This is a genomic window from Mariniflexile sp. TRM1-10 (assembly GCF_003425985.1).
GTDB lineage: Bacteria > Bacteroidota > Bacteroidia > Flavobacteriales > Flavobacteriaceae > Mariniflexile.
Genome location: NZ_CP022985.1, coordinates 2,338,481 through 2,354,205 on the forward strand (window position 1 = coordinate 2,338,481; position 15,725 = coordinate 2,354,205).

Here is a 15,725-nt window from a genome sequence, read left to right on the forward strand (position 1 = left end):
TTTTAAATTTGCATCCGCAATAGCGATATTGCACGTTCTTAAAAAATTGCGAAAGTAGCTCAGGGGTAGAGCATCACCTTGCCAAGGTGAGGGTCGCGGGTTCAAATCCCGTCTTTCGCTCTGAAACTTTCTTAAAATATACCAAGTAGATGTGCTTAACGCCATCGAAAGTATGCTGAGGTGGTGGAATTGGTAGACACGTTGGACTTAAAATCCAATGGCCATTAGGCTGTACGGGTTCAAGTCCCGTCCTCAGTACAAAGCCTTTACAAGATTTCTTGTAAAGGCTTTTTTTATTCAGGTACAACATAAGTACAACATTTCGATCTTCAAATAACCAAATCAACGAATCAACATCAAAAAAGTTAGTCATTAGTAAATTAGCCAATAGTTTGTAGTCAACACCCAATAACAATTAAACAATTAAACGATTCAACAATTACAGTGATAATAGCTCTTTAAAGAGGCTACTGATTTGTGGTCTTGTTTTTTGTCATGTATTAAAACAGGCATACAAAAATACATTTGAACATCAACGTGTCGTCATTTAGTCTATCGTCTATAATCTATTTTCTATTTTCTTTTAGAGAAGTAGTCTCAAATCTTTAATCAAACACTAATGATTTTATTTAAATGAGTTAGATATAAAAAAGATTATTTTTGATAAAACGAACATTGATTTTTAATTATATTTTTTAATAAAATGATAAAATACAGTAAGTTTTTATTTGTAGTATATATAATATTTGTTTTTTCATGTTCGAACACTGATGAGAAGACATATAAAGTAGGCTTTTCCCAATGCATAAGTAAAGATGATTGGCGAAAAGCTATGGATTATGAAATGCAAGTGGAAGCGTCATTATATTCTGAATTGGACTTAACCATTTTTCAATCAAATGGTGATATTGAAATACAGAAATCACAAATTGAATTTATGATAGAAAATGAATTTGATGTGATAATTATTTCTCCAGCAGAACCAGAGCCTCTTGTACCGGTAATAGAAAGTGCTTTCGACAAAGGAATTCCTATCATTATTGTTGATAGAAAAATTAATTCTGAAAAATTTACAGCTTTTGTTGGCGCCGATAATCTGGAGGTAGGAAGAAATGCGGGAAATTATATTGCTTCTTCAGATAAAAAAAATATCAATGTCATTGAAATTATGGGGCATGGTCAGGCTTCTCCTGAAGTTGAACGGCATTTAGGGTTTCATCAAATTGTAGATAATGATCCTAATATAAATGTTCCTTATAGTTTTAAAGTAGGAGATATTAAGAGAATAGCTCAAATTTTTGATTCTTTAGATGTAACTCCAATTCATTATGTGTATGCATTTAATGATATTATTGCATATGATGCATGGAAAATTGCAAAATCTAAAGGCGTAGAAAAGGATATTGATTTTATAGGTGTTGATGGTTTATATGGGAAGGGTAACGGCATCCAGTTAGTTCAAGAAGGCATTTTGAAAGCCAGCATATTGTATCCAACAGGTGGTGATGAATCCATTAAATTGGCAAGGAAAATTGTTCACAACGAGGAAGTCCCAAAAAATACCATCTTAAATACGACTGTAATTGACAGTAGAAATGCTGAAATGATGAAGAATCAGTATGACAAAATTCACAAGCATCAAACTGACATTAAAAATCAACAAAACAAAATCATTGAACAACAAAAAACATATTCATCTCAAAAAAATACATTAAAATTATTATTAGGGCTTTTAATTACTACCATAATTTTTGCGTCTTATAGTGTTTATTTCTCTTTCAAATTAAAAAAGAAAAAACGCGAGTTAGAACTTCAAAATCAAAAGATTACCATTCAGAGAAACCAAATTAAAAAAATAGCAAAGGAGGTTGAAAAGAGTAATGAAGCCAAAGACAATTTCTTTACAGGTTTATCGCATGAATTTAAAACCCCTATTACACTTATTTTGTCTTCTATTGAATCAATGTCTGAAAATAAAGCTATAAAAGAAAATAAGCTTTTAAGAGATGTTGCCTTAATATTCAATAACTCAAAAAGATTATTGCGTTTAATTAATCAATTACTCGATTTTAGAAAAATTGAAAGCCAAAAATTTAATTTAAAAGCATCGGAAACCAATTTATTTGAATTTTCTAATCTTATTTTTAATGATTTTGAACGCGAAGCCCAAAAGCGAAATATTAAATTTTCAATTAACACCAATAATAAGGATTTAAAGGTTTATTTAGATAGAAACCTCATGGATAAAGTATATTTTAATTTGCTATCCAATGCATTTAAGTTCACTCCAAATAATGGCACCATACAAATTGATATTAAAGATGAAGCAGAAAGCAATGTTGTAAAAATTCATTTTAAAGATTCTGGAATAGGTATTCCCAGTAAAGAAATAGATAATGTTTTTAAGGCTTTTTATCAGGGTTCAAATAATAATAAATCCAGTTCTGGAATCGGACTACACCTTTCAAAGGAATTTGTGGAACTTCATAATGGAACTATTGAAGTTGTCTCGAAACACGGCACAGAATTCATAGTGACTTTGCATAAAGGAGACAGTCATTTAAGTTCTGAAGAAATTATTTATGAGCCCGATATTGTTGATGATTCTATTTTTAATTTTAAACATGATTATGAGGAAGATTCATTTAATCAAGAAAGTCAAGAAAGTAATGAAGAACGGCATTCCGTTTTACTAATTGAAGACAACTCAGATTTAGTGCACTATTTACAAGGGAAATTATCTATAGAATATCAAGTTAGTTGTTCTGATGGTACAGATGCGATAGAAAAGGCATTGGAAATTATTCCAGACATTATTATTTGTGATGTGAATTTACCAGATAAGAACGGATTTGAAATTTGTAAAATATTGAAAAACGATTTAAGGACTTCCCATATTCCAAATATTATACTTACTGCACAAAGTAGCAAAGAATCTTATATTCAAGGTCTGCAGTCTGGAGCAGATCAATATTTAACCAAGCCGTTTAGTTTTGCTATTTTATTACAATCAATAAAATCTTTGTTATACAATAGAGAAAAACTTCGCTATTACTATATTAATAATATTTATAAACTCGATAATGACCATGGCTTTGGGTTGTTTGAGCAAGATTTTATTTCAAAAGTTAATAAAATCATCAATAAGAACCTGGATAATTCTAGTTTTTCGGTAGAACAAATGGCGGAGGAAATGAATATTTCCAGAATACAGTTATATAGAAAAATGAAAGCGATTTTAGGAATTAATATTAGTGACTATATTCAGAATATTCGATTGGAAAAAGCGAAAGTGATGCTAGATGAAACCATGCTAACGATTTCTGAAATAGCTTTTGCTACAGGTTTTTCTTCTCCTAGTTATTTTTCAACAAGCTTCAAGAATAAATTTAATAAACCTCCTAAATCTTATCGGGACAACAACTAAAGTGTCTGTATGTTTAATAGAAATACCGTTGTTGCTTTATAAAATAGAAAGCATATGAACTTTTATTAATTCTATATGCAACCGTTGTTAGAATTTTAAAAAAACATGTAACATTTTTAAAAAATAATATTTTTAAAAAATATATTTTTTCAACTCAAATAACTGATTATGTGATAGTTATTTGAGTTTATTTTTTTTAGAACAAAATCAAATTCTTTTGAAACAAATCTAAATTACAAATCTGTTCTTTCCCTATACATTGCGTAGACTAAACTAAATACACCACCACGCAATGAACAGAAAGATACTTATCTGGTCCATTACTGCAGCACTTGCAGGTTTCCTATTTGGCTTTGACACCGTAGTTATCTCGGGCGCTGAAAAAAAACTACAACTATTATGGGGCTCTTCCGATATGTTCCATGGCGTTGTCGTAATAGGCATGGCACTTTGGGGCACGGTCGTAGGGGCTTTTTTCGGTGGGATTCCCACTAATAGAATAGGGCGTAAAAATACTTTAATATGGATAGGTGTACTATATACCATATCCGCAGTAGGGTCCGCTTTTGCCAATGACCCTTGGACGTTTGCGTTTTTTAGGTTCATTGGGGGACTGGGCGTAGGTGCATCAACAATCGCGGCTCCTGCATACATTTCAGAAATCGCTCCCGCAAAAGACAGAGGTAAGCTAGTTGGCCTTTACCAGTTCAACATCGTATTTGGAATCCTTATAGCCTTTTTATCAAACTACCTGTTAAATGACATCGGAGAGAACGCATGGCGCTGGATGGTAGGCGTGGAGGCCTTTCCTGCCGCTTTTTACACCGTGTTTGTTTTAACTGTTCCAAAAAGCCCCAGATGGCTGCTTACCAAATTCAGAAACTACGAAGCCAAAAAAGTGCTTCAAATAATAAGTCCAGATCAAGATCCTGAAAAGCTCATGCTGGAGATCAAGGATGAAATGGACAACATGGTACCCAATGAAAACATATTCCTGAAGAAGTATAGATTCCCACTGATCTTGGCATTCCTCATGGCATTTTTCAATCAGTTATCAGGGATCAATGCGCTGCTTTATTACGCGCCCAGGATTTTAACGGAAGCGGGCCTGGCGGAAAGCTCAGCACTATTGAGCAGTATAGGCGTCGGGGTAACCAACATGCTCTTTACGCTTTTGGGCATTTTCCTGATCGACAGGTTGGGAAGAAAACAACTGATGTACATCTGCTCCTTTGGTTACATCATATCCCTATCGTTGGTTTCGGCAGCGTTCTTTTTCAATTGGGAAGGAAGCTTTATGCCCATATTCCTGTTCATGTTCATAGCCGCACATGCCATTGGGCAGGGCACCGTTATATGGGTGTTCATTTCAGAGATCTTCCCAAACCATTTACGGGGCTACGGGCAATCATTCGGTAGCTCGGTACATTGGGTATTGGCGGCCGTCGTCCCTTCTTTGGTCCCCGTCCTGTTCTCAACTATTGGGGCAGGTATGGTATTTCTGTTCTTTACCATAATGATGGCGTTCCAATTGCTGTTCGTGATTTTTATGATGCCGGAAACCAAGGGCATATCCCTAGAGGAATTAAGCAAAAAACTAATCAAATAAGATAAATAAATGAAAACCTTAAGAAAAACCAATCCCATTCTAATGCTTATGGTTTTGTTCTTACTTACCGGATGTAAGGATAAAGTCCAAAACAATAAAAACACGGACAGCACTGTAAACGTATTATCCCATACGGAAGAAGAGCTGTACCGTCCAAACTTTCATTTTACGCCCAAAGAGGCATGGATGAACGATCCAAACGGTATGGTATATTATAATGGAACGTACCATTTGTTTTATCAACACCATCCAAACACTACTGTATTTGGACCTATCCATTGGGGACATGCCGCAAGTAAAGACCTTTTACATTGGGAACGTAAACCAATTGCATTGTACCCTGATAGTTTAGGATATATTTTTTCTGGAAGTGCCGTAATTGATAAAAACAACACAGCAGGCTTTGGTAAAGATGCCATGGTAGCCATATTTACTTACCACGATCCCATTAAGGAAAAAGCTGGAAATATTGATTATCAAACACAAGGAATAGCTTACAGCAATGATGAAGGTGAAACTTGGACAAAATATGAACAAAATCCTGTTATTAAAAATCCGGGTATTAAGGATTTTAGAGATCCTAAAATGTTCTGGAATGAAGAAAAATCGAAGTGGCAATTAGTATTGGTCGTTAAGGATCATGTTCAATTTTATGAATCATCAAATATTAGGGATTGGAAAAAAATTAGTGAGTTTAGATTCAATGATAACCCACCGCTGGGTGTTTGGGAATGCCCAGACCTTTTTAAGTTACATGTTGAAGGAAGTAAAGAGCAAAAGTGGGTGTTAATTATTAGTCATGGTGGAGAAAGTGCTCCGAATGGAGGTTCTGGTACACGTTATTTTATTGGGGATTTTGATGGTACAACATTTACTACCAATCAAAAAACAAGTTTATGGTTAGATTATGGAACCGATAATTATGCTGGCGTAACTTATAATAATTCCCCTAATAATAAACGAATTTTTATGGGCTGGATGAATAATTGGAGCTATGCAATGACAATACCAACTGATTTCTGGCGTGGAACGATGACGCTTCCAAGAGAGTTATCCATATACAAACAAAACGGTCAATATTACTTAAGGAGCAAATTGATAGATGGTTTTGATGAATTGACAACCGAGGTCCAAAAAAATAAGATATCAGGTGAGCTTCCATATAAATTTAGTTATGAAAATCTCCAACAAAGTGAAATCTCATTTAATGCTGAAATAAAGGAGTCCCTAAAAATAGCATTGTCTAATAGCAAAGGAGAAAAATACATGATTGCTTATGATAAAGCAAGTGGATTATTCACGACGGATAGATCCGGTTCTGGGCAGGTGAATTTTAATGAGAACTTTTTAAAGAGTTCGTTCCAGACTATGAATATTGGGGTAAAAGTTACGATTTCAATAAAAATAGTTTTAGATGCGTCTTCAATAGAAATATTTATTAATGATGGTGAGTATGTGATGACCAATCAAATATTTCCAAATGAGAAGTACACGCATTTTGAGATGCTTCAAAGTGCCGATTTAAAAATTGAAAATTTTAACCTAAAAGAAATTAAAAATGCGATTTAGTAAACTATTTATCAAATCAAGCTTTAAAATTAGCAAACTGGTATTCATATTTTTTGCTGCCTTATCGTGTAGTAAAAGCGATGATAATCTAAATCCACCAGATCAAGGCCCGACACCTATCAATGAATTAAGAGAGGTTTTCGAGTTTAAATTTAATGAAACCTCTGGAGATGTCACAACAGAAACCAAAACAAGTAATGCTTTTGAAATTAAAGGGTCGGCAGTAAATAGAATGCCAGGTGTTCAAGGGAACAGTTTGTTTTTTGATGGACTTTCCAATGAAGTAGAAGGGGTCTTGCCAAACAACTTGATGCCCAATAGAAATTTAACAGTGTCTATTTGGGCTTCACCAAAATCTTACCCTATTGGAACTGCAGCGATGTTAGCATTAACATCCCAAGGCGCTCTCAATGGTGTTATGATAGGTATTAATAAGTTTGGGCAAATTGTAGTCAAATATAATATTAATGGTGCTGTTTCAGAGCAGGTTACTTCAGAAAGTATTGAAAGAAACCAATGGAATCATATAGTGGTGGGATTGAGTCCCGAAAAAAAATACATCATCATCTATTTAAACAATGTCCCCCTTAAAACAGTTATTGTTTCATCCGGTAATATCACATGGCCCACAAACAATATTCCTGTAAGTATCGGTAAAAATACCATGGGAGAAAAATTAGGAATCTATGATGTTGATTATTTTTCTGGAGCTATAGATGAAATTAAAATTTATGCAGGAGAAGCGACTCAAGATAACGTAAACAAAATAAAAAGTAATTACAATGCTCCGAGTCATGTAAGTTATGCTTTTAATATTGATTATTCTACAGATACCAACAGACCAACTTTTCATCCTATACCAGATTATGGTTGGGCAAATGAATCATACGGATTAATTTATCAAGGAAATAAATACCACATGTTTTATCAGAAAAACGATGTGTTTTTAGGGATAGCCCAACAAAATTGGGGGCATTTCACCAGTACGGATTTGATACATTGGGATGAACAAAACGCCGTTTTATGGCCAACGGAAGGTTGGGATCATTTCGGCATTTGGTCTGGATGTGCTTTAATCCTAAATGATGGGACGCCAGCAGTTGTTTACACCGGAGTTGATGGTGTAAAAGCAGGTATGGGAATCGCAACATCTACTGATAATTATCAAACATTAATCAAAGACACTAGTAATCCTGTTATAGCGAAAGCACCAAATGATGTTAATATGGATTTTCGTGATCCGTATGTTTGGAAAAAAGATGGTAGATACCACATGGTAATTGGTAGTGGTATTTCGTCCATTGGAGGTAATGTGGTTTATTATAGTAGTACCGATTTTAATAATTGGACTTATGGAGGTATCGCATACCAAGGTCAAAAGAATAATGGAGAAGGGCAGTTTTGGGAAATGCCAGTGGTGTATGAGTTTCCAAATGGAAAAGAGATGTTACTTATACAAAAGACACCAGATGCAACACCTGCTATTACAACCTATTGGATTGGCGAATTTAATAATGGTGTATTTACACCAGATTTTGAACAGGCTAAAAATTTAGAAGTTGTTAATGGATTTTTATCACCAACAGTAACTACGGATACAAATGGCAATATTACGGCCATAGGCATCATTCCCGACGAAGTGAATGCCCAATTTCAAATGGAACAAGGATGGGCTAATTTATTTAGTGTACCCCAAGTTTGGAACTTAGATGCCAACAATAATATACTGATAAGTCCGCATCCTAATTTAAACAATCTACGTGGTGATGCCACTCAATTTAATGCGTTATCCCTGCAAAATGGGGGTTCTAATTATTTGAATAATTATAACGGCCGTCATTTTGAAATGGAGGCTGCTATCAATACGGGAAGTGCCAATCAAATAGGGTTTGTTTTTGGGAAAACACCTAATAGTGAAGAGCTCTATAAAGTGTACTACGATATGGCTAACCAAGAATGGGTATTAGATGCCTCAAAATCATCTTTGGACACGAGGGTAAGGCGTGATATTAGAAAAGGGAGTTACGCCATAACCCCAGGGGCAACCATAAATGTAAGGCTATTTATAGATGGCTCGGTTCTAGAAGTTTTTATTGATGGTAAAGCCCATTTTACAGGACGATTTTTTCCAACATTTACCAATGCCACAGGAGTGGATCTATATGCCGTTGGAGGTACCGCAACAGCCGATGTGACAATATATAATATTAACAACTAAAACTAAATAACTAACTAATTAACATGTAATCTATGAAACAACAAAAACTATGAAACTAAGAGACTGTTTAAATTTTGTTTTTGGAATATTTTATAGGGTATTTTTTTGTCAGACTAAGGTATTTTGAGATTCATAGCCATAGCTATGGATCGAAAAATAGCTGAAGTATGGCGGAAAAAGACACATAAAAGAACCAAAGGATAAAACTTAAACAGTCTCTAAACTTTACTAATCTTAAACTAAAATTTTAATTCAAATGAATAAACTAATTTTTATATGCTTGCTTTTGTTTGTAAATATCTCGTTTGCACAAAAGGTAAAGGTAGAAGGGATAATCACTTCAGAAAGTGATGGGTTTCCACTACCAGGTACATCCGTACTAGTACAAGGGACAAGCAATGGAACAGTAACTGATTTTGATGGACACTATCAGTTAGAGACAAATCAAGGAGATATTTTAATTATTTCCTATGTTGGTTACAAGCCTGTTAAAGTTACGGTGGCTAACGGTGCAAATTACAATGTGGTGCTTCAGGAAGACATAGCACAATTAGAAGCTGTGGTTATCACAGGTTATGGCACAGAAAGGAAGAAAGATATCACGGGAGCAATAACCGTTGTCGATGTTGATGAACTAAATGCAGTGGCTACCCCGAATGTGATTTCAAAATTACAATCAAAAGTACCCGGGTTAAGTTTAACATCATCGGGTGTTCCTGGTGGTAACGACACACAGATATCCATTCGTGGTCTTACATCGGTATTTGGAGGCACAGGGCCGCTATGGGTAATTGATGGGGTTCAAACCAGTACCCCTGCAGGTTTAAACCCAAACGATATTGAAAGTATTCAAGTACTAAAAGATGCGGCTTCTGCGGGTATTTATGGAACTGAAGCAGCAAGAGGTGTTATTATTGTAACAACCAAGCAGGCTAAAAGCGGAACAAGAAAAATCACCCTTGATTCCCGTATAACACTAAACACTATAAGAGAAGATTTTAGTGTTTTGAGCGGACAAGACTGGTTAAACGTTAGGTATGCAGCAAATGGCGGTGTTCCAGTTGTTGCTGGAAATATTGTTTATACTCCAGGAACACAATTACCTGAATTTTTAGATGCAAATAATAATTTAAGATTATCCAATACGAACTGGGTGGATGTGATTACAAAAAACTCCATTTCAACTACTACTGATTTCGGATATTCGTATGCTACAGACAAATGGAACCTGTTCTCTGGTTTAGGTTATGCTAAAGATGAAGGTATTATCGCTTACACGTTTTATGAAAGAATGAATTTAAGATTAAATTCCAGTGTTAAACTATTCAAGGATAGAGTAACTATTGGTGAAAATTTAACTGTTGCAAACTTTCAAGAAGTAAAAGGCAACTCTATGGAAGATGCTTTGTTACAAAATCCTTTAATTCCACTTTATGGAGAAGATGGCTCTTATGGAGGCCCTACAGGTGCAGGGTTACAAGATAAATGGAATCCATTGGCCATCTTGTACATCAATAAAGATAATGTACAAAAAACATGGAGAACCTTTGGTAATGTGTATGCCGATGTTAATATTATGGATGGCTTACAGTTTAGTACCAAATTTAACTTCGATCACAATAGTTTTAAGTTTGATGAACACACCGCATCATTTAATCAAAATGGCAGTATTTTAGGAAATATTTTTATAAATGATGGTCAAGATTATCAGCGATTTGGCAGAAACAGAAATGAATCGGACGTGTTTATCTTTACCAATTTATTATCCTATAACAAAGATTTTGGTAATCATACCATAAATGCATTTGCTGGTCATGAAACCTATAGAAAAGACCAAAAAAATGATTTTGCCAGAATACAAGTGCCTTTAGGAACTGATGTAGACTTTGATAACATAGACCAATACGAAATTATAGCTGATAATTCTATTTTAGATGCCTACGGAATTGGTGCAGATAGCAGAAGAGAATCTGTATTTGCCAAAGTTTCTTATGACTTTTCAGATAAATACTACGCGTCAGGAAGTGTTCGTCGCGATGGAAGCTCTCGGTTTGGCAAAAATAATCGTTACGGTATTTTTCCAACGGCTTCAGCTGGATGGACAATCAGTAATGAAAACTTTATGAAAGACTCGAAAGTCTTCAATAATTTAAAACTAAGAGCATCTTGGGGAGGCAACGGAAATGCTGATATTTTAGAATATGCACAATATTCCATTTACCAATTGGCCATAGAAAATAGTAATTATGATATGTCTGGTGGTGGCAATGGAGGTATTGATATAGGAGTCTCACCAAATCAAGTTGGTAACCCAGATTTAAAGTGGGAACAGTCTTATCAAACTAACGTTGGTATCGATGCTAATTTATTTGATAATCGGGTAAACCTTGTTGTTGACGTTTATGAAAAAACAACATCCGATTTATTACTTCAAACCATACAGCCTGCAGTACTTGGGGAATCTGGAAGTACCTTATTCTTTAACGCTGGTGATATGGTGAATAAAGGGATTGATGTGGTTTTAGGTTATTCTTCCAAAACTAAAAATGATTTTAACTTTGGATTGGATTTAACATTTTCTGCTTATAAAAATGAAGTTACCAGTTTAAGTAATGCCGATAATTTTATTCTACAAGGCGTTTCATATACTGGCGCAGGACATCCTATTGGATCTTATTTCGGTTATGTGGCAGATGGACTGTTTAGAACCCCTGAAGAAGTTGCAGTTCATGCAGAACAAACAGGTAAAGCTCTTGGTAATATAAGATACCGTGATTTAAATGGCGATGGTGTTGTTAATCAAGATGACAGAACCATTATTGGAAATCCACATCCTGACTTCACCTACGGTATAAATTTATCTGCTTCTTATAAAAATTGGGAACTTGGTTTGTTCTTTGATGGTCGCCAAGGAAACGACATGTACAATGCTCAAAGAGAAATGTTGGATTTCCCATACTTCGGGTTTAATCATGGTTTAAACACTTTGGATGCTTGGACACCAAGCAATGCCAATTCAACCATTCCTGCATTGAGTACTGCTGACACAAATGATCAAAGGAGAGCATCCACTTATTTTATAGAGGACGGTTCGTTTTTTAGACTTAAAAATGTAAGCGTTTCATACACTTTTGATTCTGAAAAAATCAGCAAAATAGGTCTAGCAAGAGCTAAGGTGTATCTACAAGCTGAGAATTTAATAAATATCACCTCTTTTACAGGGTTTGATTATGAGGTTCCTGGGTTAAGCAGGACGGGTATAGGAATTGCTGGATTGGGCGTGTATCCACACACAAAAACATTCAGTTTAGGGTTTAACTTACAATTTTAAAAAGATGATAAGAAAAATTAAATTACTAGCAACTGTAACGATTGTCATGTTAAGCATGGCATCGTGTTCAGAGGACTTTTTAGAGGTAAGTCCTGAAAATGTCATATCTGAAGACAATTTAGACTTAGAGCAATTAGTTGTAAGCGCATACAGTACTTTGGATTACAGATACAATACAGGTGAGTTTAGGGATAACTGGCCTTTTGACCATGCACCTTCCAATTGGTGTTTCTCTGATATAAGAAGCGGAGACGCTTATAAAGGCGGCGGTGGCGTTGGTGATAATCCCGGTGGTGGGATGCATGCCCTCGAGATTCATCAAGTGTTTCCTTCTTCTGAAAATGTTTATAATTTATGGAGGGCCATTTACTTTTCTGTTTTTCGAATCAATAGCGCTATAACCGCTATAAACAATAACCCAGACTTTGCTAATAGCGAAATAAGAATTGCAGAACTAAAAGTTTTAAGAGCGCATTTCTATTTTGAAGCAATGAAGAATTTCGGTTCTTTCGTTTATATAGACGAAAACACACCTATTGATCAGGTACCAAAATTAGAGAATTCATTTGATACGAACTTTTTATGGAGCAAAATAGAGGGCGATTTAAATGCCGCTATTCCAGTGTTGCCAAATTCACAGCCTGAATTGGGAAGGGTGAACAAATTAGTTGCTTATGCGTTTTTGGCTAAAGCTAAACTGTTCCAAAATAAATGGGAAGATGTTATAACCAATGCCAATTTTGTAATTGCAGGTCCTTATAGGTTGGTTGATGATATGGAAAAACTGTATTCAGCACCTGGTTATGGTAACGAAGAAAACGTGTTTGCTATTCAATACTCCATCAATGATGGTTCAGAATTTGGAAATCTCGACTTTGGAAATTTAATAAATTCTCCAGATTCGCCTTCAGATGATACCAATCATCCTTATCTAAACGGCGATGATTTTGATAAACCTTCACAAAACATAGTTAATGCCTTTAAGGTTGATGGAAGTGGGTTGCCACTATTAGATACTTATAATAGTTCAGACTTAATCCCAAGAGATATTACGACTCCAGTAGATCCAAGGTTAGACCATTCCATTGGGCGTCCAGGAATTACTTGGAAAAAGTGGCAAGGGATGCCAATGCAGGATAACTGGAATAGAGATATTGCAAGTTATGGATATTACGTAAGAAAGAAAAATCAAATAGACCCTTACTCAGATTTAAGAGCATCGGGAGGATTTCCATGGGCAAAAGGCGCTTTAGATTGGCCAATAATCAAGATAAGCGATGTGATGCTTTGGAAAGCCGAAGCCGCTATTGAGTTAAATGATACGGAAACTGGAATGAACATCATAAACCAAATTCGTAACAGAGCAAAAAACTCGCCACGTGTTTATGATTTTAATAATCCATCCATCGATGCTGCCAATTATGACATCGAGTTGTACCCAACAACAGGAATAACACAAGGTTATGCCCGAAAAGCACTGAGAATGGAAAGAAGGCTAGAGCTTCATAACGAGGGACATCATTTTTATGATTTAGTAAGATGGGGAGAAGCCGCTAATTGGATTAATGATTATATGCTAACCGAAAGTGGTAAAAGGAGCTATTATAGTGGTGCTTCATTTACTGCTGGTAGAGATGAGTACCTTCCAATTCCTCAGATAGAAATTGACGCTACGGGAGGTGTTTACAAGCAACGTTCAGGGTATTAAAATCAACAATTAAACTAAAAACTATTTAAGATGAAAAACATATTAAAAATTAGCTTTTTCCTATTTGTAGGGATGCTATTCGCAGTTACATTAAGCTGTAATGATGAAATCACTTTTGAAGACCAAGTGCCAGACTATACCTATTCAATTATAAGGTCATTTGATGTCAATGGACAAGCTGCAACAATAAATCATACCAATGGCGTTATTACTGCAACACTGCCAGCAGGATCGAACTTATCTAACGTTGCTGTAGATATGGTTTTACCTGAAGGAGCAACTGTAGACCCAGCCTCTGGTAGTGCTGTTGATTTCTCAACAGGGCCCGTTATATTTACTATTACCAATAATGGTGTTTCAAGAGAATATACAGCAACTGTTGCTGCCTTTGGAGACCCAATGATTATGACTTTTTCTATAGGTGAAAATGTGGGTGTCATTGATCAAGCAAATGGCACTATTGATATAACTGTAGGGAGTGAGGAAAATATTAAAGCTTTAGCGCCTCAATACACCATTCCGGGAGGTACTACTTCTACACCACAATCTGGTGTGTCGCTAGATTTTACAAATCCTGTAAAATACACTGTGCTATCAAATGATGGCTTTACAGGTAAGTCCTATTTTGTAACGGTAAAACAGTTAGCGGCACCTGTAATAGATGTATTTGCAACTTCAGAAGATGTTTGTGCTGCAACAGGTATAATAAACAATACATCATCTACAATTTCAATTATACTTCCAGCAGGATCGGATTTAACGTCTGTTGCTCCAATTATCACAGCTAATGAAGAACTAACGGTATCCCCTGCATCAGGAGTAGCACAAGATTTCAGTCAAGGAAGTGTGAATTACACGGTTACAAATCAAGAAGGTTTAACCAAAACATATCAAGTAACAATAGTTTCAGCAAATTCTACACAAAAAGTGGTCTTTTTGGGAGAAGCAGATTGTATTAATACACTAGAAGATGATGATGCAAAAGCGGCTGCAGAATATTTAAAAGCGCAATACCCTAATGATTTTGCATATATTAAAATAGCAAATGTTACTGAAGCTGCTTTGGCTAATACCAATGTTGTGATGTTATATTATTTAACACCACTTACTGAGGGGACACAATATTTTGCTACTGATACCAATGTGATGACTTTATTGCCTACTGAACTGCAATCTGGTGCTTCTCAAGCGATAGCTTTAACCAATTGGGTTAAAGGCGGGGGTAATTTATTTTTAGCAGGAGATCCTACATCTTTTATTCATGTGTTAGGTCGTATGCCTGCTGATTATAGTGCAGATAGAGCATTAGGAAATTATCGATATACAGAGTTTGGTTGTGCTCCAGCTGGCGGTTGTGTTGATTATGATAAACCAGCGAATGATATTTGGGGATTAGGTGTAAGGGATTCAAATAATTCTGGAAATAGAAGAGGACATCCTATTTTTAATGGATTAACTTTTAATGGAGACGGAGAGCTTTATTTAAACAATTCCGGTACACGGGAAGCACGATTAATTTGGTGGCAACATATGGATGGTATTTTATCTCCAGGATGTTGTGGTCAAGATGCTGCTTTATTGTTTGAACAAACTGTAAATGCTGTAAAATTAGGAACCTTACGTCACATTGCAGATGGATTTGGTTATGGTGCTGTGGAATTTTTACCAACAAATGCTTCGGTTGAAGCAAACTATGACACCAATATTTCAACGGATTTTGCTGGACGTATCATTACGCTTGAAAATAGTATAATAGGTTATGAATTTGATTCCAATGAAGGCCGGGTAAATGATTATCAAGGTAATATAGAGTTACTTACCTCTAACATCATTGATTATCTAAATAATTAAAAATTAAATAAT

General features: G+C 35.4%; 7 protein-coding genes and 2 tRNA genes. All 9 read left to right on the forward strand.

Annotated features, from left to right (window positions below):
- The first annotated feature begins 48 nt into the window (after positions 1 to 48).
- The 9 genes from CJ739_RS09980 to CJ739_RS10020 all read left to right on the forward strand — a co-directional run bounded on the left by CJ739_RS09980 (position 49) and on the right by CJ739_RS10020 (position 15,713).
- Positions 49 to 120, forward strand: a tRNA-Gly gene (locus CJ739_RS09980).
- A gap of 54 nt (positions 121 to 174) precedes the next feature.
- Positions 175 to 258 (forward strand) — tRNA-Leu (locus tag CJ739_RS09985).
- Positions 259 to 703: 445 nt separating this feature from the next.
- Positions 704 to 3,427: a substrate-binding domain-containing protein gene (locus CJ739_RS09990; RefSeq protein WP_117174882.1), complete on the forward strand. Its 2,724-nt coding sequence runs from the start codon at positions 704 to 706 to the stop codon at positions 3,425 to 3,427.
- A 292-nt stretch (positions 3,428 to 3,719) separates the two neighbouring features.
- Positions 3,720 to 5,036: a sugar porter family MFS transporter gene (locus CJ739_RS09995; RefSeq protein WP_117174884.1), complete on the forward strand. Its 1,317-nt coding sequence runs from the start codon at positions 3,720 to 3,722 to the stop codon at positions 5,034 to 5,036.
- Between the two features lie 9 nt (positions 5,037 to 5,045).
- Positions 5,046 to 6,605: a glycoside hydrolase family 32 protein gene (locus CJ739_RS10000; RefSeq protein ID WP_117174886.1), complete on the forward strand. Its 1,560-nt coding sequence runs from the start codon at positions 5,046 to 5,048 to the stop codon at positions 6,603 to 6,605.
- Positions 6,595 to 8,823 (forward strand): glycoside hydrolase family 32 protein, encoded by a 2,229-nt coding sequence (locus CJ739_RS10005; RefSeq protein ID WP_117174888.1) that lies wholly within the window; start codon positions 6,595 to 6,597, stop codon positions 8,821 to 8,823. Before CJ739_RS10000 ends, CJ739_RS10005 begins: the two co-directional genes overlap by 11 nt.
- A gap of 256 nt (positions 8,824 to 9,079) precedes the next feature.
- Positions 9,080 to 12,154, forward strand: a complete 3,075-nt coding sequence (locus CJ739_RS10010; RefSeq protein ID WP_117174890.1) for a SusC/RagA family TonB-linked outer membrane protein — start codon at positions 9,080 to 9,082, stop codon at positions 12,152 to 12,154.
- 4 nt (positions 12,155 to 12,158) lie between these two features.
- Complete coding sequence (locus CJ739_RS10015) at positions 12,159 to 13,862, forward strand: RagB/SusD family nutrient uptake outer membrane protein (RefSeq protein WP_117174892.1); 1,704 nt, start codon at positions 12,159 to 12,161, stop codon at positions 13,860 to 13,862.
- Positions 13,863 to 13,892: 30 nt separating this feature from the next.
- The gene (locus tag CJ739_RS10020; RefSeq protein ID WP_117174894.1) at positions 13,893 to 15,713 is read left to right on the forward strand and encodes an SGBP N-terminal domain-containing protein; all 1,821 of its coding nucleotides are present in this window, start codon (positions 13,893 to 13,895) and stop codon (positions 15,711 to 15,713) included.
- Positions 15,714 to 15,725 lie beyond the last annotated feature (12 nt).